The organism is Mycobacterium sp. 1245805.9, from assembly GCF_001672915.1.
Taxonomy (GTDB): domain Bacteria; phylum Actinomycetota; class Actinomycetes; order Mycobacteriales; family Mycobacteriaceae; genus Mycobacterium.
Genome location: NZ_LZKR01000096.1, coordinates 1 through 20,999, shown reverse-complemented (window position 1 = coordinate 20,999; position 20,999 = coordinate 1). Strand labels below are relative to the sequence as shown.

The 20,999-nt window shown below is 68.5% G+C and carries 22 protein-coding genes; 9 read left to right on the top strand and 13 right to left on the bottom strand.

Annotated elements, in window-relative coordinates:
* The first annotated feature begins 23 nt into the window (after positions 1-23).
* The 6 genes from A9X00_RS14200 (at position 24) to A9X00_RS14175 (ending at position 4,142) form a co-directional block, all read left to right on the top strand.
* Complete coding sequence (locus A9X00_RS14200) at positions 24-788, top strand: helix-turn-helix domain-containing protein (protein WP_067154152.1); 765 nt, start codon at positions 24-26, stop codon at positions 786-788.
* A complete protein-coding gene (locus tag A9X00_RS14195; RefSeq protein WP_067154150.1) occupies positions 785-1,585 on the top strand; it encodes a C40 family peptidase in 801 nt (266 codons plus the stop codon). Before A9X00_RS14200 ends, A9X00_RS14195 begins: the two co-directional genes overlap by 4 nt.
* 18 nt (positions 1,586-1,603) lie before the next feature.
* Complete coding sequence (locus tag A9X00_RS14190) at positions 1,604-1,966, top strand: DUF4226 domain-containing protein (RefSeq protein ID WP_067154148.1); 363 nt, start codon at positions 1,604-1,606, stop codon at positions 1,964-1,966.
* Between the two features lie 103 nt (positions 1,967-2,069).
* Positions 2,070-3,455, top strand: a complete 1,386-nt coding sequence (locus A9X00_RS14185) for a DUF4226 domain-containing protein (RefSeq protein ID WP_067154140.1) — start codon at positions 2,070-2,072, stop codon at positions 3,453-3,455.
* A gap of 61 nt (positions 3,456-3,516) precedes the next feature.
* A complete protein-coding gene (locus A9X00_RS14180) occupies positions 3,517-3,834 on the top strand; it encodes an ESX-1 secretion-associated protein (RefSeq protein ID WP_067154138.1) in 318 nt (105 codons plus the stop codon).
* Positions 3,831-4,142, top strand: a complete 312-nt coding sequence (locus A9X00_RS14175) for a DUF2694 family protein (protein WP_067154137.1) — start codon at positions 3,831-3,833, stop codon at positions 4,140-4,142. Before A9X00_RS14180 ends, A9X00_RS14175 begins: the two co-directional genes overlap by 4 nt.
* Before the next feature lie 12 nt (positions 4,143-4,154).
* Here A9X00_RS14175 and A9X00_RS31325 read toward each other — a convergent pair whose 3' ends face one another.
* Complete coding sequence (locus A9X00_RS31325) at positions 4,155-4,298, bottom strand: hypothetical protein (RefSeq protein WP_169924623.1); 144 nt, start codon at positions 4,296-4,298, stop codon at positions 4,155-4,157.
* A gap of 82 nt (positions 4,299-4,380) precedes the next feature.
* On the opposite strand from A9X00_RS31325, the gene A9X00_RS14170 reads away from it, so the two are divergent.
* Positions 4,381-5,682, top strand: a complete 1,302-nt coding sequence (locus A9X00_RS14170) for a DUF5631 domain-containing protein (RefSeq protein ID WP_067154135.1) — start codon at positions 4,381-4,383, stop codon at positions 5,680-5,682.
* Positions 5,683-5,740: 58 nt separating this feature from the next.
* Here A9X00_RS14170 and A9X00_RS14165 read toward each other — a convergent pair whose 3' ends face one another.
* Together A9X00_RS14165 and A9X00_RS14160 are read right to left on the bottom strand one after the other, a co-directional pair.
* Complete coding sequence (locus A9X00_RS14165) at positions 5,741-6,514, bottom strand: TIGR03084 family metal-binding protein (protein ID WP_067154132.1); 774 nt, start codon at positions 6,512-6,514, stop codon at positions 5,741-5,743.
* Positions 6,515-6,523: 9 nt separating this feature from the next.
* Positions 6,524-7,864: an MFS transporter gene (locus A9X00_RS14160; RefSeq protein ID WP_197515162.1), complete on the bottom strand. Its 1,341-nt coding sequence runs from the start codon at positions 7,862-7,864 to the stop codon at positions 6,524-6,526.
* A gap of 74 nt (positions 7,865-7,938) precedes the next feature.
* Between A9X00_RS14160 and A9X00_RS14155 the strand changes: the two genes are divergently transcribed.
* Entirely contained in the window at positions 7,939-8,541 is a 603-nt protein-coding gene (locus tag A9X00_RS14155) for a YqgE/AlgH family protein (protein ID WP_067154126.1), read from the top strand.
* Here the strand turns inward: A9X00_RS14155 and A9X00_RS14150 are convergent.
* From A9X00_RS14150 to A9X00_RS14140, 3 genes are all read right to left on the bottom strand, one after another.
* Positions 8,538-9,566, bottom strand: coding sequence for a bile acid:sodium symporter family protein (locus tag A9X00_RS14150; protein WP_067154195.1), 1,029 nt, complete (start codon positions 9,564-9,566; stop codon positions 8,538-8,540). The two genes, A9X00_RS14155 and A9X00_RS14150, sit on opposite strands and share 4 nt — an antisense overlap.
* A gap of 25 nt (positions 9,567-9,591) precedes the next feature.
* On the bottom strand, positions 9,592-9,942 hold the full coding sequence (locus A9X00_RS14145; RefSeq protein ID WP_067154123.1) for a hypothetical protein: 351 nt from the start codon (positions 9,940-9,942) through the stop codon (positions 9,592-9,594).
* A gap of 68 nt (positions 9,943-10,010) precedes the next feature.
* Positions 10,011-11,081 carry an LpqN/LpqT family lipoprotein gene (locus A9X00_RS14140; protein WP_067154120.1) on the bottom strand — a complete coding sequence of 357 codons (1,071 nt, stop codon included), beginning with the start codon at positions 11,079-11,081 and terminating at the stop codon, positions 10,011-10,013.
* Between the two features lie 184 nt (positions 11,082-11,265).
* Between A9X00_RS14140 and leuS the strand changes: the two genes are divergently transcribed.
* On the top strand, positions 11,266-14,172 hold the full coding sequence (leuS, locus tag A9X00_RS14135; RefSeq protein WP_067154117.1) for a leucine--tRNA ligase: 2,907 nt from the start codon (positions 11,266-11,268) through the stop codon (positions 14,170-14,172).
* Here leuS and A9X00_RS14130 read toward each other — a convergent pair.
* The 7 genes from A9X00_RS14130 to A9X00_RS14100 all read right to left on the bottom strand — a co-directional run bounded on the left by A9X00_RS14130 (position 14,156) and on the right by A9X00_RS14100 (position 20,652).
* Complete coding sequence (locus A9X00_RS14130; protein ID WP_067154114.1) at positions 14,156-14,830, bottom strand: SDR family oxidoreductase; 675 nt, start codon at positions 14,828-14,830, stop codon at positions 14,156-14,158. The genes leuS and A9X00_RS14130 overlap by 17 nt on opposite strands.
* Before the next feature lie 47 nt (positions 14,831-14,877).
* Positions 14,878-15,375, bottom strand: coding sequence for a MarR family winged helix-turn-helix transcriptional regulator (locus A9X00_RS14125; protein WP_067154111.1), 498 nt, complete (start codon positions 15,373-15,375; stop codon positions 14,878-14,880).
* A 66-nt stretch (positions 15,376-15,441) separates the two neighbouring features.
* Entirely contained in the window at positions 15,442-16,191 is a 750-nt protein-coding gene (locus tag A9X00_RS14120) for an amino acid ABC transporter ATP-binding protein (protein ID WP_067154106.1), read from the bottom strand.
* Positions 16,188-17,993: an ABC transporter substrate-binding protein/permease gene (locus A9X00_RS14115; RefSeq protein WP_067154103.1), complete on the bottom strand. Its 1,806-nt coding sequence runs from the start codon at positions 17,991-17,993 to the stop codon at positions 16,188-16,190. Before A9X00_RS14115 ends, A9X00_RS14120 begins: the two co-directional genes overlap by 4 nt.
* A gap of 48 nt (positions 17,994-18,041) precedes the next feature.
* The gene (locus A9X00_RS14110; protein ID WP_067154083.1) at positions 18,042-18,782 is read right to left on the bottom strand and encodes a GntR family transcriptional regulator; all 741 of its coding nucleotides are present in this window, start codon (positions 18,780-18,782) and stop codon (positions 18,042-18,044) included.
* A gap of 133 nt (positions 18,783-18,915) precedes the next feature.
* Positions 18,916-19,710: an LLM class F420-dependent oxidoreductase gene (locus A9X00_RS14105; RefSeq protein WP_067154081.1), complete on the bottom strand. Its 795-nt coding sequence runs from the start codon at positions 19,708-19,710 to the stop codon at positions 18,916-18,918.
* A gap of 15 nt (positions 19,711-19,725) precedes the next feature.
* Positions 19,726-20,652: an alpha/beta fold hydrolase gene (locus A9X00_RS14100; RefSeq protein ID WP_067154192.1), complete on the bottom strand. Its 927-nt coding sequence runs from the start codon at positions 20,650-20,652 to the stop codon at positions 19,726-19,728.
* Positions 20,653-20,999 lie beyond the last annotated feature (347 nt).

The following is a 20,999-nucleotide window of genomic DNA, read 5'->3' as shown; positions in this document are numbered from 1 at the left end:
CCGGCCTATGGCCGGAGCCTGCGGTGAGCCGTGAGTCGGCCGGTGCCGCGATCCGCGCGTTGCGCGAGTCACGCGACTGGTCGCTGGCGGAACTCGCCGCCGCCACCGGCGTCAGCATCATGGGCCTCAGTTTTTTGGAGCGCGGCGCCCGTAAGCCCCACAAAAGCACAGTTCAAAAGGTCGAAAATGGGCTGGGCCTGCCCCCGGGTACCTACTCTCGCCTGCTGGTAGCCGCCGATCCGGACGCGGAGCTGGCCCGGCTGATGGCCGCACAGCCGGTCGACGCGCGGTCCGCGACGCCCGCCGGCTCCGTCGTCGTCGACCGCCACAGCGACACGGAAGTGCTGGAAGGCTACGCCGAAGCACAACTCGATGCCCTCAAATCCGTCATCGATCGGCTGCCGGCGACGACATCAAACGAATATGAGACGTATATTCTGTCTGTGATCGCTCAGTGCGTGAAGGCCGAGATGCTGGCCGCCAGCTCGTGGCGCGTGGCCGTCAACGCCGGCGCCGATTCGACGGGGCGGCTCATGGAGCATCTACAGGCGCTCGAGGCGACGCGCACCGCCCTCCTGAAGCGGATGCCGACCAGCTTGAGCGCGCGGTTCGACCGCGCGTGCACCGAGTCGTCGCTGCCGGAGGCCGTCATCGCGGCGCTGGTCGGTGTCGGCACCGACGAGATGTGGGACATCCGCAACCGGGGCGTGATCCCCCCCGGGGCCCTCCCCCGCGTTCGCGCCTTCGCCGAGGCGGTCGAGGCGACGGATCGCGAGACGGCCCAATGAGCGAAATCGAGGTGTTGAGCCGGGCGCATCGGCTGTTCGCCGGCGATACCCGGCAGCCGACGCTGGATGCCGGCACCGAAGATTACCGCGACGGGCTGACGAGAGCTGCCGGCCTGAATGAGGCGGCGGCACAAGGCCGTTACCAACTAACCGCGGAACGCGGCCGGCAACGGCTGCTATCGGCGGCCCGCACGGACACCGCGGCCGCCGGCATCATCGCCGCCGCACACCGGGATCGGGCCCGGGCCGGCGCGCTGACCAAATCCGTCGTCGACGCGGCCCGCGCGGACGCCGCCGCCACCCCGGTGACGCCGATGGCCCAGCGCGAGGCCATGCGCCGCAGCGTTGCTCGGCTGCGCGCGCAGCGGGCCCACGTCCTGTCGGCCCGTGCGAACGCGCGAAGGCACTCCGCGGCGCTGCGGGCGCTGCGATACCGGTTGACGCACCATCGCGGGGCACCGGGCCGCGCGGGGGTCGCCGTGCGCGCGGCGTTGTCCCGGCTGGGGCGCCCCTATGTCTGGGGTGCGACGGGGCCCAACCAGTTCGACTGTTCCGGGTTGGTCCAGTGGTCCTACGCGCAGGCGGGCCTCCGCTTGGGCCGCACGACCTATCAGCAGATCGACGAGGGGCTGCCGGTCCCCCGCTCGCAGGTGCGCCCCGGCGACCTCGTGTTCCCCCACGCCGGTCACGTGCAGATGGCCATTGGCGACAATCTGGTCGTCGAAGCGCCCTATTCGGGCGCTTCGGTGCGCATCAGTCCGCTGGGCAGCAACATCGCGATTCGCCGCCCGCTATGACACGAAAAGGTTGAATCGATGTCGGAACCAGCCGGACCTTCGGTGAGCGCCCTCCAGGCGCGGCAGTCGGCGCTGGCCGGCCAGCACGGCACCGCCGCCGATGCGGACCGCGTGTTGGCGGAAGTGCTTGCCAGCGCGCATGCCGCGACCCGCGAAAGCATCAGGCGACTCGATGCCATCGCCGACGAGATCGACCGCGCGGCCACCGGCCGCCCGTACCTTGCCGTCGATACCCCGATGGGGGCCCGCGAATTTCGTCGGTTCCTGGCCGACAAGCAGCGCGAAATCGCGACGGTGATTTCTGATGCGCGCGAACTCGGCCGCGCGAAAAGGGCTGTGCTGGATGGTTTGCGCGCTCAGTACGCCGCCCCCACGGGCTAGCCCAGACGCGCATGTATTTGGTCGTACACAGGCGCGCCGGGGTGAATTGTCGACGGGAACATGCCTGGGTACTGTCGCCCGGCATGGAGGGGCCGCGACACCGATGTCGACGTATGACGAGCTGATCAACACGATCAAATCCGTCCGGGACCGCACCGGTGACCCGAACGCGTGGCAGGCGGGCTTGGCGCCGAACGAGGTGACGGCGATCATCAGTCCCACCACGCGGCCCGAACAACTCGAGGCGATCGTGCGCAAGATCCGCCAACGACATTCGGACATCTTCGGCGCCGGTGTGCCCGAATCGGACCGGGAACAGGGTGAGGCAGCCGAAGCCATGGCGGGCGCCGAAGCCGCTCTGGCGCACCAGAATTCGACGAGTTCCCAGCTCGACATGCAAGTGATCACGGCGATCTTGAACGCCCACCTGAAGAACGTCGAGGGCAGAGAAGCGTTGTCGAAGCTGCAACGAGAGACAGAAGCCGCCGTCCTTACCCGATCGGATCTCGACACTCCGGCGGGTGCGCGGGATTTCCAGCGGTTCCTCATCGGCAAGCTCAAGGACATCCGGGCGGTCGTCTTGAACGCGAGCCTCGACGACACGTCGAAGTCGGCGCTGATGGCGGCGTGGACTTCGCTCTACGACGCCTCCAGGAACGGAGCCGACGACCGGCCGCCCGCGGCCGCCGTCCCCGCACCCGCCGACAGCACCCTCCAAGAGCCGGTCGAGGACGCAGAGGCCGGATGGGACCCGCTACTGGATTCGATCTCGGCTGACGACTCCGGCCCGCCCCCAGCGGATTCCCCGGTGCCGGCCAGCGGCGGGGGCAGCGCGGCTCCGGCGGCGCCGGCCGCGCCGGTGCTGCCGCCCATCCCGAGCCTCGGCTCCGGGTCGCTGCCGGGCCTGGGTGGGCTGGGCGGCCTGCCGTTGTCCGGCCTGGAGGACGCCGGCCGAACCGACCCCCTGCTGCGGGGCGTGGGCGACGAGCGGCCGGCTGGGTCGCACGACCCGGACGCGGACGATCGCGACGACGACGAAAACCGGGCCGACGAAGCGGACGCCGCGGCGGACGAGCGCGATTCGCCGCCGCCGGGTCCGACTACGGTGACGCTGCCCGACGGCGATATGGTGACGGCCGCCAGCCCGCAGCTCGCCGCGGTGATCAAAGCCGCCGTCGGCGGGGCGACTATCGCAGATGCCTTCCATCAGCAGGGAATTACCATCCCGGCACCGGGGACCGCGGTCACCGACCCCGTCGAACCGCTGCAAGCGATACCCGGCGACATCGGCATCCTCACCGACCGCCACGCGCTTGCGCTCGGTCACGAGAAGGCGCTTCTCGACGGCCAGATTCAGCGCATTGCCTCCGTGAACGGGCCGAGCTTTCTAGGCTGGGAGCATCCACCGGCGGCGACCGCGCCCGCTGCCCCGCCGGCCCAGCCGCACACACCGACACCCACAGGGCCGGCGGCCACGTCGACCACATGACAATAGTGATCCGCAGTGATTCCGCCGGGATGCCCGGCGGCGCAGGAATAGGAGACAGCAGATGGCCGAGCCAATCCGCGTGGTGCCCGCGCACTTACGTGAAGCCGCTGCGCATCACCGGGAGACCTCCGACTACTTGCGCACCGTCCCGTCATCGCACGCGGCGATCCAGGAGAGCCTGGACTCACTCGGGCCCATCTTCGGCGAACTGCGCGAGGCCGGCCGCGATCTGCTTGAACTCCGCCGTCAGTGTTACGAACAACAAGCCGACGACCACGCCGACATGGCCGAGAAATTGGGCATCTCGGCGGCCGCGTGGGAGCAGCACGAGCAAGACGCGGCACGAGATTTCGGCGGCATCCTCGACGGCGGTCGATGACCGACGCCAATCCAGCTTTCGACACCGTCCACCCGAGCGGGCACATCCTGGTCCGCTCCTGCCGTGGCGGGTATATGCACAGCGTCGCGCTGAGTGAAGAGGCGATGGAAACCGACGCCGAGACGCTGGCGCAGGGCATCCTGCTGACCGCCGACGTGTCCTGCCTCAAGGCGTTACTCGAAGTCCGCAACGAGATTCTCGCGGCGGGCCATACTCCGTCGACGGAAGTACCCACGCCGCACGATCTCGATGCGGCGATCGAAAAGCTGCTGGCGCACAAACTGCGCCGTCGTGACGGAGCGCGCTAGCTGCTCAACGGTCTAGAGCAGCCACCTCTTCGCGCTGTCGGGATCGGGTGCGATGTCGGTGGGCGGCTCTATGGGATTGGGGCCGAACAACTCTCGTGCGCGGGCCAACAGGGCGCGCACCTCGTCGAGTTGCTGCTGCAGCGCAGAATCAGCCATGTCCCCACGCTACCCAGGCCATCGCAGCTGCACAATTCACCGACTGAATGGACGCCCCGATGGATGCCGGTAGGCTTAAAAAGTGGCGATCTTCGGTCGGATGACGGCGCGCGAGCGTCTCCGGAGAGCTACCCGGGAGTCGCTGACGATTCCCGCCTTCAGCTCTCCGGTGGACTGCACACCCTGGGTGACGGGTGGGCTGTGGCCTGCCGAGCTGTCCGCGGCGAACGACGAAACCGCCACTCTCGCAGAGCATCTGAAGGGCGACCTGCAGCGGATCACCCGAAGGGCCAATGACGAGCTGCGGACCATAAAGCTGGCGGGAATGCCCGATTTCACCCGGCAGGCGGAGGAGGCCAGGGTAATCGACGAGGCACGGGCGCGCGCCGCGCGACGAGTCGAGTCGACGATGCGGCAGTTGGATGCGGTGCGGGCCGCGGCGACCGTCGAACGCGAACGCCCGCGGGATGCCGAAAGCCTCAACGGCGCCGATCTGGAGAAGACGCAGGTTATCCCCGCCGTCACGGACGTGGAGGCGCCGGAGGCGAGCGACGGCCCCGATCTCGAGAGCACGCAGGTTATCCCCGTACTCACCGACGTGGCGGCCCCGGAAGCGAGTTCCGAGGTGGTCGCCGAAGAGGACAAACCGGAAGCCACCCTGGCCCGGCACCGCGCCTCCGACGACGACGCGGCCGCGACTCCCGCCCCGACGCCGGAACCCACGCAGCCCCGGGAAGTCCCGGTCGCCCCGGTAACCGCCGCCGCACCCGAATCCGACGACGAGCGGTTGCGGCGGCTCCTCGCGTTCGTGATCCATCAAGAGCCGCGCCTGAATTGGGCGATCGGTGATCGTCCCGACGGCACGACCGTGTTGGTCACCGACTTTGCCCACGGCTGGATACCGCCGGGCATCGCGATTCCGGAGGGCGTGCGGTTGCTGGAACCGGAGCGGCGCGCCGGCAAGGTTTCGGCCCTGCTGGGCGAAACCGAGCGCGCCGTCACCTACGCGCCCGGAGATTCCCTGGGCCGGCTGGACGACTTCGCCGAGACCACGGCCTCAGCGCAGCCCCGCGAGCTGCCCGCGGTTGACGATCTCGGCTGGGAACTGAGCCAGGCCACGCACTGGCGCGACGGGCTGCCGCGGATGGTGCACACCCTGGCCAGGGCCGCTGCCGCCGGAACCGGTGTCGTGGAGGAAGAGATCGACCTGCTGCGAGTGCATCTCGATACCGCGCGTTACCAGCTGCTGATCCAGTACCCGGACCTCGATCCCGCACTCTTCCTCAATTGCTTGTTGCTGGCCGCCACCGAAGCCGCCGTGACCGGGGACTCGGTGGCGGCGAACTACCACCTGGCCTGGTTTCAGAAACTCAGCGCGCCCTGACGGCTCATCGACCCGGGCGCGGTCAGAAGGCCCCGGCTCTCTTCGCGCGCTCGCGCGCTCATCGCCCGGGGCCGGGCGGGCCGGCGAAAGCCTGCGCGATCCCCAGCCACCGCTGCGCATCGGGACCGTGCGCCGTGATGTCGAGAGCGCCCAACGGGCGCCGCTGGGTGACCAGGAAGCAGAAGTCCTCGGCGGAGCCCGTGACCCGCTGGGCGGCATCCGGCGGACCCCAGGACCAGGTGTCGCCGTCGGGCCCGCGCAGCTCGACCAGGAACGGTTCCGCCGGCGGCGCCAGGTTGTTGACGGCGAACGCGTAATCGCGGGTGCGCACCCCGATGTGCGCGATCGACCGCAGGCGCTCGGTGGCGGGCCGCTTGACGCCGAGCGCGTCGGCCACGTCGAGCCCATGCGCCCACGTCTCCATCAACCGGGCCGTCGCCATCGAAGCCGCGCTCATCGGCGGCCCGAACCACGGCAGCTTGCGGCCGTCGGGCACCCTCAGCAGGGTGTCGTGCAGCCGCGCCCGGGTCGCCCGCCAGTCGGCGAGCAGCTCGGCCGGCGCCAGGACGGCAAGTTCCTCCGCACCCGCATCGACGAACCCGGTGGGGTCGGCCGCAGCGGCCTCGAGCACCGAGGCGAAGCCCGCCTCGTCGGTGGCCGCGGTCAGCGCGACCCGGTCGGTCCACAACAGGTGCCCGATCTGGTGGGCGATGGTCCAGCCAGGCGCGGGCGTCGGGTCTGCCCAGCGGCCCGGCGCAAGCGGCGCCACCAACGCGTCGAGGTCATCGCTTTCGGCCCGCAGGTCGGTCACCATCGGCGCGGCACCCGTCATGTATGCACCTTAACCAGTGTCCGCCGGCTGGCCGCGACGGCCGATGATGGCGTGCATGGCGAGCCCGATCAGGTACAGCCCGGACCCGAACAGCACAAACCCCGGCGCGCGCCCATCGTCGGGGATCAGCATCGCGGACACCGTGATCGAGACGATGAACGCCACCCAGAACAGCGCGTCCTGCACCGCGAACACGTGTCCGCGTAGCGCGTCGTCGACATCCATCTGCATCGCCGAGTCGGCGCAGAGCTTGACCACCTGACCGGCCAGGCCGAGGAAAAATCCGCACACCACCATCACCGGCAGCCGCAGGCCGGCGCCCGGGATCTGGATCACCGCGGCCGCCACCAGCGCGCCGTTGGCAGTGGCGTAGCGCCCCCAGCGGCGCACCACCGCCGGCGTCAACACGTTGGCCAGGAACGCCCCCAGGCCCGCCGCGGCGAAGAACACCAACGCGATGCCCAGGCCCCCGCCCGCCGGACGAGGACCGGGCAAATGGTGCACCAGCACCAGCATCACCAGCGAATTGATGCCCACCACCATGCGGTGCGCGGCCAGGCCGGACAGGGTGGCCGCGACCGTCGGGCGCTGCACGACCGTCCGGGCGCCGTGCAGCCAGCCGGTGAGCACCGCATAGAAGGCGGATCCGTGGATCGCGCGCTTGGTGTCGTCCGGGCCCAGCACCCGGGCGCCGAACCGCAACGACAGGAGCAACGCGAGCGACACCGGAATCGCGGTGATGAAGATGATGGCCGAGGCGCCCTCGTCGCCGGCGCCGACGAAAAACCGGGGCACCAGCATGAAGTTGGCGCCGAGGAAGGCGGCGAAGGCACCGGATGCGGTGGCCACCGCGTTCATGGTCACCACCTGCTCGCGCGGCACCACATGCGGCAGGGACGCCGACAGCCCGGACGCGACGAACCGGGCCAGGCCGTTGGCGAGCAGCGCGCCGATCAGCAGCGGCATGTCGCCGGCCCGCAACGCCAGGATGGTGCCGATGCAGGCGATGAGGATCAGGCGACCCACGGTGGCCCCGACCAGCACCAGCCGCCGGTCCCAGCGGTCCATCAGCGCGCCGGCGAACGGCCCCAGCAAGGAGTAGGGCAAGAACAACACCGCGAACGCGCGGGCGATGGCCATCGGGTCCGCGGCGCGGTCGGGGTTGAACAGCAGCGCCCCGGCCAGGCCGGCCTGGAACAACCCGTCGCCGAACTGGCTCGCCATGCGCACCTCGAGCAGGCGCCAGAAGTTCGGCAAACCGCGCACCGACCGCCAAAGGTCGACGGGTGCGCGCGACTGCATCCGGGATTGAATCACAGAACCGACTTCCACCGTTGGGGTTGGGCGCATCGCCAACAGTACAAATATGTATCGGCCGCGCCCGATTGCACCGGCCGACGTTACGAAGGTGCGATGATGGTTCGATGCCGCCTGAAGATCCGGAGGACTATGTAGCACCCGCAGCGCAGCGGGTGCGTGCCGGCACTTTGCTGCTTGCCAACACCGATCTTCTCGAGCCGACGTTTCGGCGCAGCGTGATCTACATCGTCGAGCACAACGACGGCGGCACATTGGGTGTCGTGCTCAACCGGTCCAGCGAGACCGCGGTTTACAACGTGCTGCCGCAGTGGGCCAAGCTGTCCGCGAAACCCAAGACGATGTTCATCGGTGGGCCGGTCAAGCGCGACGCGGCCCTTTGCCTGGCGGCGCTGCGGATCGGCGCCGATCCGGAAGGCGTGCCGGGCCTGCGGCACGTGGACGGTCGGATCGTCATGGTCGATCTGGACGCCGAGCCCGACCTGATCGCCCCGCTGGTCGAGGGGGTGCGGATCTTCGCCGGCTACTCCGGCTGGACCATCGGCCAGCTCGAGGGCGAGATCGAGCGCGACGACTGGATTGTCTTGTCCGCGTTGCCATCTGACGTGCTGGCCGGGCCGAGGGCCGATCTGTGGGGGCAGGTGCTGCGCCGGCAGCCGCTGCCGCTGTCGCTGCTTGCCACCCACCCGATCGACGTCAGCCGAAACTAGCCCTCCCCCACCGGTTCGTTCCCTGCGGCGGAGATCGCCGACGGCGCCGGGCCGGCCTCGTCGGCATCCCGCCCGAGCCGGCTGGCAATCACCGCGCAGACCACCAGCTGGATCTGGTGAAAGATCATCAGCGGCAGCATGGTCAAACCGACTGTGGCGGCCGGGAAAAGCACCAGCGCCATCGGAAGGCCTGACGCCAGGCTCTTTTTCGAACCACAGAACAGCAGGACGATCGCGTCGCCGCGGTGCTGCTGGCGGTGGTGCTGGGCATCACCACGGCGCTCGGCCGGCTGGCCAGGCTGGACCGCGGCGACGACGGTCACCGAGATAAGTCGCCGGATGTCCACGCTGACCCAGATCCCCTTGACGACGCCCATCGAGAAGGCGGTGTAGACCACCAGCAGGATGGAGCCGCGATCCACCAGCTTCAGCAGCGCCGCGTACCGGGTGACGAGGCCGCCGAGCCACGGGCGCGCCAGCTGACCCGCCGCGAACGGCAGCAACAGCTGGACCATGATGTCGCGGATCGCGGTGCCGTCCACCCGCGGCGCGCCGGTGGTCGTCATCAACAGGACCACCAGCAGGGGCGTCAGCACCACGCCGAGGATGTTGGACAGCGACGCGCTGACGATGGCGGCCGAGACGTGCCCCCGCGCGATCGAGGTAAACGCGATCGACGACTGCACCGTCGACGGGACCAGGCACAGAAACAGCAGGCCGTTGTAGAGGTCGACGGTCAGCACCGACGGCACCAACGCTCGCGCGGCCAATCCCAGCAGCGGGAAGAGGACGAACGTCGTCGCCAGCACCAGCAGGTGCAGGCGCCACTGCCGGACACCGTGCCAGGCCTGCTGGGGTGACAGCCGGGTGCCGTAGAGGAAGAACAGCAACGCGATCGCCGCTTTCGCCGCGGCGGACACGGCGTCGGCCGCCTCGCCGTGCGCGGGCACGACGGCGGCCAACGCCACGGTCGCCGCCAACGCCAGCAGGAAGGTATCGATCGGCAACGCCGACAGCCGTTTCAGCATGACGGCCTGAGCGGTACGAGTGTCAGTGGCAGGACTGCGTGCAGACGGCGCAAGAGCCGGCGCAGTCGGGCGCCGCCGCTTCACTGCGCAGCGCGAAGCGCGCGCTCTGCCACGACCCGGTGGCCAGCGTCCCCAGGGCGCCGGCGACGCAGATGATCAAGACGACCAAAGCGGTGTCGGGGGAGGCGGCCAGGGCCACCACACCGCCGGCGGCAAACATCACGGCGGCAGCCAGCTGCGGCGGGGCCATGGCGCGCAACGCCAATTGGGTGCCGCCGACGCCTTCGGTGGTCTGGTTGTGGGAGAGCGACCACGTCCCGAACCCGGCGGAGGCCAATGCCGCACACATGCACACCACGCCCGCGATCAACATGGCCTCACAATACGAGTCCGGCGCCGCGCCCGCGCGTCGGGCTCGAGCAGCCTTCGTTTCGTGGCCGATTAACGCCCTTGCAGGAACGCGAAGTTCGGCAGCGGCGGCAAACCCGGCACCATGGTCAACAAGTTGGGCCGGGGTGCGGTCACCTGGTTCGGCGGGACCGGCTGCGACGGAAGCCCGACCGGCGCCGCTCCGACCGGCGCCGCTCCGACCGGCTGGGGGGGAAGCCCGACCGGGGCCGCGCCGGCTGCTTGGGAGGGAACGCCGACCGGGGCCGCGGCGGCCACCGGTCCGGGTACCGGTGCGGTGGTTCCGGGCGCGGTCACCCGGAAGCCGTTGACGATCGCGTCGGTCGCCGGCGCGTCCGCGACGGCCACCGCACGATCGGTGGTCACCGACATCGACACCAGGTACTTGTCATGCCCGGACGTCGCGATCACGTGCCGGCGCGACGTGTTGAGCAGCATGTCGCCGTCGCGGTAGGTGCCCTCGATGATCGACGACGGGAAGCCGCCGAAGTCGGCCATGGAGGCGTTCGTCGTCTGCCACAGGGGAAGTTGCTGGCTGTCGACGAAGCCGTGGGTGATGGCCTCCTTCGGATCGAAGTTACCGACCAGCTTGTACACCACCACCTGCGCGTTCGAGGTGTAAATGCTGGCCCCGTGCCGGTCGGCGATCACCGCGAACGCGTCGGGCACATTGGGGTCGGGCACCTGTGTCCAGCGGGTGGGCAGCGGCAGCGTGATGTCCAGCGCCTTGAAGCCCTGCGGTTTCTGAGCCTCGAGCTTGACGCCTTTCGACTGCAGGTAGTCACGCAGCGTGCCCGAGACGCCAGGTGTCTGCACGGGCGCGACGGCCACGGGCGAGGCCGGCGCGGGCGCGACGGCCGGGGTCGGCGCCACCGGATTCGCCGCCGGGGGAGCGGCGAGCAACCTGTTGCCGGGGATCTGCGCGGGGGCGACTGCGGCGTTCTGCGGCGCCGGCGCGGCGACGGCGGGCACGGGCGGCGGTGCGGGCAGCGCGGGCGATACGGGATCGGCCGAAGCGTTGGCGCCCGCGAACGCCGTGACGCCGATCGCACCGGCGGCCAGACCCCCGGCGAATACCCGCAACGTACGGGCGATGTGAATCATCTGCGTCGATCCTTCCCATGGCCCGGGTCCCAGCACCCGTCGTAGAGGCTGACTGTAACCAGAGGTCAAACACGCTGGATACCGTCGAAATCGACCTGGGATGAAGCTCTGATCGGCGCGCAACGCAACCGAGACCAACCTGTGGCCGGCGGGCCGGTCCAGTCGGTCCTTATACCCTGTTCAGGTGACCGAATCCCCGACCACGGCGAATGGGAGCACCGCTGCCGCCGCCGCGCCGGACTCCGATGCGCCGCCGTTTCGCTACACCGCGGCGCTGGCGGGCCGCGTCGAGAGCACCTGGCAGGAGAACTGGGCGAAGCTCGGCACGTTCAACGTAGCCAACCCCGTCGGTGACCTGGCTCCGACCGACGGGCGCCCGTTGCCCGAGGACAAGTTGTTCGTGCAGGACATGTTCCCGTACCCATCGGGCGACGGGCTGCACGTCGGGCACCCGCTCGGCTACATCGCCACCGACGTCTACGCGCGGTACTTCCGGATGACCGGTCATAACGTCCTGCACGCGTTGGGCTTTGACTCGTTCGGGCTGCCCGCCGAGCAATACGCGGTGCAAACCGGCACCCACCCGCGCACCAGGACGGACGCCAACATCGTCAATTTCCGGCGCCAGCTGGGCCGGCTGGGCCTGGGCCACGACAGCCGGCGCAGCTTCTCGACCACCGACACCGAGTTCTACAAGTGGACCCAGTGGATCTTCCTGCAGATCTACAACGCCTGGTTCGACACCGAGGCCAACAAGGCACGGCCAATCGCCGAGCTGATCGCCGAGTTCGATTCCGGCACAAGGCGTCTCGACGACGGACGGGACTGGGCGAACCTGACGGCGGGGGAGCGGGCCGACGTGATCGACGGCCACCGGCTCGTCTACCGGGCCGATTCGATGGTGAACTGGTGCCCGGGACTGGGCACGGTGCTGGCCAACGAAGAGGTCACCGCCGACGGCCGCAGCGACCGCGGCAACTTCCCGGTATTCCGCAAACGGCTGCGGCAGTGGATGATGCGCATCACCGCCTACGCCGACCGGCTGCTCGACGATCTCGAATTGCTGGACTGGCCGGACAAGGTAAAGACCATGCAGCGCAACTGGATTGGTCGCTCGACGGGTGCCCAGGCGCTGTTCTCGGCGATCACCCGCGATGGTTCGGCTGTCGATATCGAGGTGTTCACCACTCGGCCCGACACCTTGTTCGGCGCGACGTACCTGGTGCTGGCGCCCGAGCACGACCTGGTCGACGAACTGGTGGGCGCCGCATGGCCGGACGGCACCGACCCCAGGTGGACCTACGGCGCCGCGGCACCCGCCGACGCCGTCGCCGCCTACCACCGCGCGATCGCCGCGAAGTCGGACCTCGAACGCCAGGAGAGCAGGGAGAAGACGGGCGTCTTCCTGGGCAGCTACGCGACCAACCCGGTCAACGGGAAACCCGTTCCGATCTTCATCGCCGACTACGTGCTGGCCGGCTACGGCACCGGGGCGATCATGGCGGTGCCCGGCCACGACCAGCGCGACTGGGACTTCGCCCACGAGTTGGGCCTGCCGATCGTGGAAGTCATTGCCGGCGGCGATATTTCGCAGGCCGCGCACGCGGGCGACGGTGTGCTGGTCAACTCCGGCTACCTCGACGGGATGGACGTGGCGACGGCCAAGGAGGCGATCACCGCCCGCCTGGAAGCCGACGGCCGCGGCCGGGCGCGCATCGAATTCAAGCTGCGCGACTGGCTTTTCGCCCGGCAGCGCTACTGGGGTGAGCCGTTCCCCATCGTCTACGACAGCGACGGACGGCCGCACGCGCTCGACGAGGCCGCGCTGCCGGTCGAGCTGCCCGATGTGCCCGACTACTCACCGGTGTTGTTCGACCCCGACGACGCCGACAGCGAGCCGTCGCCGCCGTTGGGCAAGGCGACCGACTGGGTGCACGTCGAACTCGACCTGGGCGACGGCTTGCAGCCCTACACGCGCGACACGAACGTGATGCCGCAGTGGGCCGGCAGCTGCTGGTACGAGCTGCGCTACACGGACCCCCATAACCCAGACCGGTTCTGCGCCAGGGAAAATGAGGCGTATTGGATGGGTCCGCGACCCGCCCAGCACGGACCGCAGGATCCCGGCGGGGTCGACCTTTATGTCGGCGGGGCCGAACACGCGGTGCTGCACCTGCTGTATTGCAGGTTCTGGCACAAGGTCCTGTACGACCTGGGTCACGTCAGCTCACGCGAGCCGTACCGCCGGCTGATCAACCAGGGCTACATCCAGGCCTTCGCCTACACCGATTCCCGCGGGTCGTACGTGCCGGCCGAGGAAGTAATCGAACGCGGCGGCCGCTTCTTCTACCCGGGGCCCGACGGCGAGATCGAGGTCTACCAGGAATTCGGGAAGATCGGTAAGAGCCTGAAGAATTCGATCTCGCCCGACGAGATCTGCGACGACTACGGCGCGGACACACTGCGGGTGTACGAGATGTCGATGGGACCCTTGGAGGCGTCCCGCCCCTGGGCCACCAAGGACGTCGTGGGCGCGCACCGCTTCCTGCAGCGGGTGTGGCGCTTGGTGATCGACGAGCAAACGGGCGAGACCCGGGTGGCCGATGACACCGGACCGCTGGGCACCGAAACCCTGCGGTCGCTGCATCGCACCATCGCCGGAGTCTCGGAAGACTATGCGGCGCTGCGCAATAACACCGCGGCGGCCAAGCTGATCGAGTACACCAACCACCTGACCAAAGAGCACCGCGACTCGGTGCCGCGGGCGGCGGTCGAGCCGTTGGTGCTGATGCTGGCGCCGCTGGCCCCGCACATGGCCGAGGAGCTCTGGTCGCGGCTGGGCCACAGCACCTCGTTGGCGCATGGGCCCTACCCGCAGGCCGACCCGGCTTACCTCGTCGACGACACCGTGGAATACCCGGTGCAGGTGAACGGCAAGGTGCGCGGGCGCGTGGTGGTGGCCGCCGACGCCGACGACGACACCCTGAAAGCCGCGGCCCTCAGTGACGAGAAGGTGCAGGCATTCTTGGCCGGCGCCGCCCCGCGAAAGGTGATCGTGGTCCCCGGGCGGCTGGTCAACCTTGTCGTCTAGGCCGGAGCACCACCTCATGCAGATGACCATCCGGCGGGGTCGCCACCGCGTTTGCGACCGCCGCCGCGACGGTTTCGGGCTGGAGGAAGTCGGCGGGGTCGTACTGGCCACCCTCGAACTCCACGAGTTCACGCTGCATGCCGGTTGCGGTACGCCCGGGATAGATCGAGGTCACCCGGAGGTCGGGCTCACTCTCGCGCAGTGAGTCGGCCAGCGCGCGAAGCGCAAACTTGCTCGCGGAATAGGCGGCCATGTTCGGTGAGGCCTTGCGTCCCGATCCGGAATTGATGAACACCACCTGGCCGTTGGCGCTGCGCAGCGCGGGCAGTAGCGCCAATGTAAGGGCCAGCGCCCCAAAGACATTCACGGTGAAGGTGGCGCGCCACTCGTCGGGGTTGGACTCGGCGACAGGGCCGGGGATGGACACCCCGGCGTTGTGCACCAACACATCGAGTTCGTCGATGATTTCGCAGCTGGCCTCGATCTCGTCGGGGTCGGTCAGATCGAGCGGAAACGTCGTGGCGCCGAGTCGCTCGGCGACGGCGTCGAGCCGATCGGAGGGTCTGCCTGCCAGGAGCAGGGTGTGCGTCGGCGCCAAGGCCGCGGCGATCGCGGAGCCGATGCCGCCGCTCGCTCCAGTGATGAGTGCGGTGGGCATGACCACAGTGTACGGCAGTTACCAATCCCCTTGGGGATCAAGCACTTTCAGGCTTGCTTGCGCGCCGGGGGCTCCCCGGCGGGAGGCGATTCGCCGCAGCCCAGGCGTTCCAATGGCGCCAGCGCCCGCGCCAGGGTGTTCAGGTCGGCCTCGGGCAGCTGGCTGAGCATCGCGGCCAGGGCGGCGTGCCGGTTGGCCAGCGATTCGGCGTGCACGGCCCGCCCCCGCGGGGTGATGTCGACCAGCACGGCCCGCAGGTCGGAGGGGTCGCGCGAGCGTTTCACCAGACCGATCTTCTCCAGCCGGCGGATCGCGACCGTCGTGGTCGGGGTGCGGACCCGTTCGTGCGCGGCCAGATCGGTCATCCGGATGGGGCCCTGATCGAGCAGGGTGATCAGGATGGACAACTGCGCCAGGGTCAGCTCACCGGCCACGGCCCCGCTTGGGTCGCCGCGGCGCAGAATTGAAAACAACTTGGACAGCGCGCGGTGCAAACCTTCCGCAAGCTCCGTCACCTCGGGTGCGGTGGATTCGCTGTCCGCCATAAGTCGGCAGTCTAACCCGATATGTGTGGCGTACAAGGGAGCTATTGCGGACTAGTTATCGACGTTTCAAAGGACTTGGGACAAGAATCGCTGCAGGCGCTCCGTCTTGGCGGCCTCGAATATCTGCTCCGGGGGCCCGGATTCCAGGACCTTGCCGTGGTCCATAAAAACGACGGTGTCGGATGCAGACCGGGCGAAACCCATTTCGTGGGTGACGACGATCATTGTCATGCCCTCGGCGCCGAGGTCGGCGATGAGTTCCAGAATCCCCTTGACCATTTCGGGGTCGAGGGCCGAGGTCGCCTCGTCGAAGAACATCACCTGCGGCGCCATGGCCAGCGCGCGGGCGATCGCGACCCGTTGTTGTTGGCCACCGGACAACATGGCGGGGCGGGCATCTGCCTTGTGCTTCAGGCCAACTCGTTCCAGCTGAGCGAGCGCTAGGTCCCGGGCCGCTTCCGCGGAGAGCCGCCGCAGCTTGCGCGGCGCCAGCGCAACATTTTTCAGCACGGACAGCTGCGGGAACAGATTGAAATGCTGAAACACCATGCCGATGCGCTGGCGCAGCTCGTTGGGATCGTCGCGCAACACCGACCGGCCGTCGAGCAGGATGTCGCCGCTATCGGGCTCGTGCAGCCGGTTCAGGGTGCGCAACAGCGTCGACTTACCGCTACCGGACGGTCCGATGACGGCGACTGTGGTCCCCGCGGGGGCCTCGAAATTGACGCCGCGCAGCACCAGGTTTCCACCCAGGGTTTGATGAATGTCCTTGGCCGCCAGCGATACTGGCGCCCGGTGGGCGACACCGGCCGTCACGTCATCTCCTGGCTGAACGGCGTCGCGAGCACGTGGTCGTGGTCGTCCGGCTTGGTAGCGGCGCGGCCACGGCGAAGCCGGCTGTCGATGTAGTTCACGAAATGCGTCAACGGAATCGTCAATATCAGGTAGAACAGTCCCGCGGCGACCAACGGCGACAAGCTGCCGGTCTGCGCGTTGAGGTCACGGCCCACCTGAAAGAGCTCTCGCTGTTTGGCGACCAGGCCGAGGAAGTACACCAGGGCGGAGGCCTTCAGCAGCCCGATGGCCTGGTTGACCAATGCCGGCAGCACGCGCCGTATTCCCTGCGGCACCACCACCAGACGCATCGCGGTCGCATAGCTGAACCCGAGTGCGCGGGAGGCTTCTAATTGGCCGGGGTCGACGCTCTGAATGCCCGCGCGCAGAATCTCGCCGATGTAGGCGGCGGCCATCAACCCCAAAGCGGCGATGCCCAACGGGTAGGGATTCTTGTTGGTCAGCCCGCCGACCAACGGACCGACGCCCATCCCGATGATCAGGATGATCACCACCTCCGGGAGGCCGCGGAAAATGTCGGTGTAGATCCGCGCCGGCCAGCGCAGCCAGCGTGAATGCGAGATTCCGGCGATTGCCAACAGCATCCCCAGCGCCAGGCCGATAACCAGCGCGCTGTTGGTCAGGATCATTGTGTTGGGCAGGCCGACGGTGAGAAGAACCGGAATGGCCTGTCGATACAGGTCCCAGTTGAAGAACGACACACGCAACTGGTCCAGCGTGGACATCGGGGCGGCCGGCCCCACCGGCTCGCGATGGTGGCTCGCGGCGATCGCGGCGAAGTCCGGCAGGTGTGGGGCAGGGGCGGCCCTGGAGCCGGGTTTCCAGCCCGGCGGCATCGTCCGGGGCACCCACTGGCAGTACAGGTTCGCCCAGGTGCCGTCGGCGATGACCGCGTCCAGCCCGGAATTCAGCGCATCGATCAACGGCTGGTTGTCCTTCGCGACCGCATAGGCGACGAAACTGCCCCGGCTGAAGGTGTTCGCCACCATCACCGCCGGGTCGCCCGGGCGAATGATGGTCGAGGCCAGGGTTCCGGGTGCCACCCACGCGTCCAGCTGGCGGGTCTTCAGATTGGCGTACAGGGTGGCGAACCCGGGAAACTTCACCGGCTGCAGGTGCAGATGGTCGACGACATACGACTCCTCGACGGTGCCCTGGACCACGCCGATGCGCTGGCCGGCCGCGAGATCGCTGAACTCGTGGATCGCCGAGCCGGGCGGGACCACCAGCGAATAGAAGCCGAAGTCGTAGCCGTTGGTAAACGACACCGTGCGGCGCCGCGGCTCGGTGGCCTTCACCGATGCCGAACCGACATCGAAACGCCGGGACGCCACCTGGGCGAGCAGCGCGGAGAAGTCCGTGCTGACAAAGCGGACTTGGAGGCCGAGCTTGGCCGCGATGGCGCGCAACAGCTGGTTGTCGAACCCGCTGAATTCGCCGGTGGGATTGATGCAGATGTTGGGCGGCGCGTCCGACAGCGTGCCGACCGTCAGGACGCCCGGCGTGCCCAGCCCCAATGCGCCGACGTCCACCGACCCGAGCGGTTGGACGGTGGCCGTGGTCTCCCGGTCGCCGTCGTCCGTGGATGGATGCTCGGTCAGATCCTTGGGCAGGACGCGGGCGCTGTCCAAGCCCGCCGGCGCGCACTGGTTCCAGTCAGCGGCCGCGGGTGCGGCGAGTGTCAGGCCACAGACGATCAGCATTGTCGTGGCCAGCGCGAAGAGCTTGCGGCGCTTAGGACGCCGGTCCAGGCGCGAACTCATCACCGCTACCGTATCGGCCGACCGGCAACCTGGCGCGCCGAAAAAGATTTACAGCGCGATCGACGGCTCGTCCTCGGCGGCGTCCGCGCCGGCCAGTACCCGAAGCGGACCGGCAACGACTTGACCGATGTCATCCGGCGCCGAGAACACCCTGCGCCGAAACAGCTCGGTCAGCATGGTCTGGGCCATCAAGTTGGAGCGGCCGACGCATGCGGCCTGCGCGGCCGCCGGGTCCCGTCGGTGAATTGCGGAGGTCTCGTCTTCGTAGAACGGCAGCATGTCGTCGCGGCTGCACTGGTAGGTCATCCAGAAGACGCGGGGGATGAGGTTTTGCGAAGCGCGGATGGTGGCGTGCAGCCGTGGCCCCGCGTATTCCTCGTTGATCGTGCGCCGGTATTCGCCGGCGATTTCCGAGAACGCGCGGGATTCCTTGGCGGAGCGCAGCGATCGCATCAGCGCATCGAGTTGTCCCAGGATCCGGGGCGTCGGGTTGGTGGCCGCGCGCGCCGAGGCAATGCCGTTGAGCAGGCCGTCGAGTTCGTGATGTTCAAGGACGGTCGCTTCGTCGAACCGCTCGACGAATGCGCCCCGGTGATATCGGGTGGACACGATCCCGTCGTGTTCCAGCTGCACGAGCGCTTCTTGAATCGGCACTCGGCTGACGCCTAGACCGACCGCGATCTCGTTGCGATCGACGCGGTCGCCGCTGCGAAGTTTCCCCGTCAGAACCAGGTTGAGAATGTGCGAAACAACCTGGTCTTTTTCTTTGACCCCGTATTTTTTTGGCATCCGTTTCTTGAGTGCCTTTCCAACCGGTTCGGTCCACCTAGCGCAGAGAGTTTCTCATGTCTTGGCGCGGTGTTCAGCTCTTTGGTGGATGAATCGAAGGCAAAACGGGAAACGATTTTTCAGGCAGCGGCCCTCAACGCCCGTCGCGCCACTTGCATAGCGCCTCCGCGGCGCTGAGATCGTAATCCGGACCGTCGCAGCCGACGGTCAGCATCGTGACGCCGAGGTTCACCAGCGCTTCGGCATTGGCGACCAGGCCGCCGCCCGAAACGCCGCCGTTGACCGCGGCCGAGCGTTCGATCGCGGACGGGTCGCGGCCGACGTCGGCGCAGTGCCGTTCGAGGATGGCGGACTTGGCCGGAAGCTCGTCGGCGGAGCTGAAGCTGTGCCAGATGTCGGCGTACTCGGCCACCAGCCGCAGGGTCTTGCGTTCACCCCCGCCCCCGATCAGCACCGGGATGTCTCGGGTCGGCGGCGGGTTCAGCTTGGCCAGCCGCTTCTTGATCCGCGGCAGGGCGGCCGCCAGGTCGTCGAGGCGGCTGCCTGCGGTGCCGAATTCGTAGCCATACTCGTCGTAATCCTTTTGCTTCCAGCCCGAACCGATCCCCAGGACGAGTCGGCCCGCGGATATGTGGTCGACGGTACGGGCCATGTCGGCCAGCAATTCGGGATTGCGATATGAGTTGCACGTCACCAGCGCACCGATCTGGATGCGTGACGTCTGTTCGGCCCAGGCGCCGAGCATCGTCCAGCACTCGAAATGCGGGCCGTCGGGATCACCGTAGAGCGGGAAGAAGTGGTCCCAGTTGAAGGCGATGTCGACGCCGATGTCTTCACAGCGGCGAACCGCGTCACGGAGCTGGCCATAATCCGGGGCGTGCTGCGGCTGCAATTGCACGCCGATACGAACGGGGCGGTCAGAAGTCATAACACCACCGTAGGCTCAGCCCGCGTCGAGCACCCCGCGCAGGATCTCGATGAGCGCGCGGGGCTGGTCGCTCTGCACGGAATGACCCGAATTGTCGACCACGTGTGCCGCGCGGAAATTGCTTGCGCGCCTACCCAATTCGGCGGCATCGTCGTCGGTGACGAAGCCCGACGAGCCGCCGCGGATGAGCGTGACGGGCGCCGACAGCCCGTCGACGTCGTCCCAGAGGCCGTCGAAGTCGGGGAATTTGCGGATGGCGTCGTAGCGCCAGGACCAGTTGCCGTTGTCGAGGCGACGGGAATTGTGAAAGACGCCGCGGCGCAGCGCCTTGACCTCTCGGTGCGGTGCCGCCGCGACGGTCAGGTCCAGCATGGCCTGGAAGCTGGGGAACTCGCGCTCACCCTGCATCAGCGCAACCGTGCCCTGCTGCTCCTTGGTCAGCTCGGAGTGGCGTTGCAACGCCGACGGGGTGACGTCGATCAGGACGAGTTCGTTCACGAGCTCGGGCGCCATCGCGGCCAGCCGGATCGCGGTCAGCCCGCCCAGCGACATGCCGACGACGAGGTCGGCGCTCGCCGCGTGCTCGCGCAGCGCCGGCAACAGGGCGTCGGCGTTCAGCTGCGGCGAGTAGTCGCCGTCCTCGCGCCATGCCGAATGCCCGTGCCCGGGCAGATCCACCGCCAGCGCGGGCTCACCGAGGCCGACGATCACGGTGTCCCAGGTGTGCGCGTTTTGCCCGCCGCCGTGCAGGAAGACAATCCGTGGCGGACGGTCCAAGGAGGGGGCACCCCAGCGCAGCGCGCTGATCCTGCGCTCCGCCGCGCCGGACTCGACGCGTTCCACGTCGGGCAGTGGACCCGGAACGCCGGCCTGCTCGGCGTTTTCGGCGAGGAGCGAGAACTCCGACAATTCCGCCAGCCGGTCCTCAGATATCTCGGTCACGGTCTCCGACACTACTTTGGACGCCCGGGTGTGCGTCCAGGGTTTTGCGCGCGCCTTCAGGGCGTTGAGTGTGCCGTCAGGGCGAGGCGTGTGAGTTTGGGTCGTTGCGTGTGTATCCACGGCGCGGATTTCGCCCGGATCTCGCCATGGGCTCACACCGAAAGCCCTGAGCACACACTCAAAACCCTCGGCTCACACCGAAAGCCGTGAGCTCGCGAACGCCCGCAAAACCAGTGTGCGGGGGGGGGGGGGGCCCCCCCCCCCCCCCCCCCCCCGGCGCGCCGGCGGCCCCCCCGCGTCACCCGACGGGCGGGGGCCCCCCCCCGGCCCGCCGGCGCCGCCCGGGG

Bases quoted from the DNA above. Each gene is read 5' to 3' on its own strand.
- A9X00_RS14195 (WP_067154150.1), top strand. From the start codon at position 785: ATGAGCGAAATCGAGGTGTTGAGCCGGGCGCATCGGCTGTTCGCCGGC.
- A9X00_RS14160 (WP_197515162.1), bottom strand. From the start codon at position 7,864: ATGCGCCCAACCCCAACGGTGGAAGTCGGTTCTGTGATTCAATCCCGG.
- A9X00_RS14105 (WP_067154081.1), bottom strand. From the start codon at position 19,710: ATGACTTCTGACCGCCCCGTTCGTATCGGCGTGCAATTGCAGCCGCAG.
- A9X00_RS14190 (WP_067154148.1), top strand. From the start codon at position 1,604: ATGTCGGAACCAGCCGGACCTTCGGTGAGCGCCCTCCAGGCGCGGCAG.
- A9X00_RS14185 (WP_067154140.1), top strand. From the start codon at position 2,070: ATGTCGACGTATGACGAGCTGATCAACACGATCAAATCCGTCCGGGAC.
- A9X00_RS14115 (WP_067154103.1), bottom strand. From the start codon at position 17,993: ATGAGTTCGCGCCTGGACCGGCGTCCTAAGCGCCGCAAGCTCTTCGCG.
- A9X00_RS31325 (WP_169924623.1), bottom strand. From the start codon at position 4,298: ATGGCTGATTCTGCGCTGCAGCAGCAACTCGACGAGGTGCGCGCCCTG.
- A9X00_RS14145 (WP_067154123.1), bottom strand. From the start codon at position 9,942: ATGTTGATCGCGGGCGTGGTGTGCATGTGTGCGGCATTGGCCTCCGCC.
- A9X00_RS14175 (WP_067154137.1), top strand. From the start codon at position 3,831: ATGACCGACGCCAATCCAGCTTTCGACACCGTCCACCCGAGCGGGCAC.
- A9X00_RS14165 (WP_067154132.1), bottom strand. From the start codon at position 6,514: ATGACGGGTGCCGCGCCGATGGTGACCGACCTGCGGGCCGAAAGCGAT.
- A9X00_RS14130 (WP_067154114.1), bottom strand. From the start codon at position 14,830: ATGCCCACCGCACTCATCACTGGAGCGAGCGGCGGCATCGGCTCCGCG.
- A9X00_RS14110 (WP_067154083.1), bottom strand. From the start codon at position 18,782: ATGCCAAAAAAATACGGGGTCAAAGAAAAAGACCAGGTTGTTTCGCAC.
- A9X00_RS14140 (WP_067154120.1), bottom strand. From the start codon at position 11,081: ATGATTCACATCGCCCGTACGTTGCGGGTATTCGCCGGGGGTCTGGCC.
- A9X00_RS14125 (WP_067154111.1), bottom strand. From the start codon at position 15,375: ATGGCGGACAGCGAATCCACCGCACCCGAGGTGACGGAGCTTGCGGAA.
- A9X00_RS14155 (WP_067154126.1), top strand. From the start codon at position 7,939: ATGCCGCCTGAAGATCCGGAGGACTATGTAGCACCCGCAGCGCAGCGG.
- A9X00_RS14180 (WP_067154138.1), top strand. From the start codon at position 3,517: ATGGCCGAGCCAATCCGCGTGGTGCCCGCGCACTTACGTGAAGCCGCT.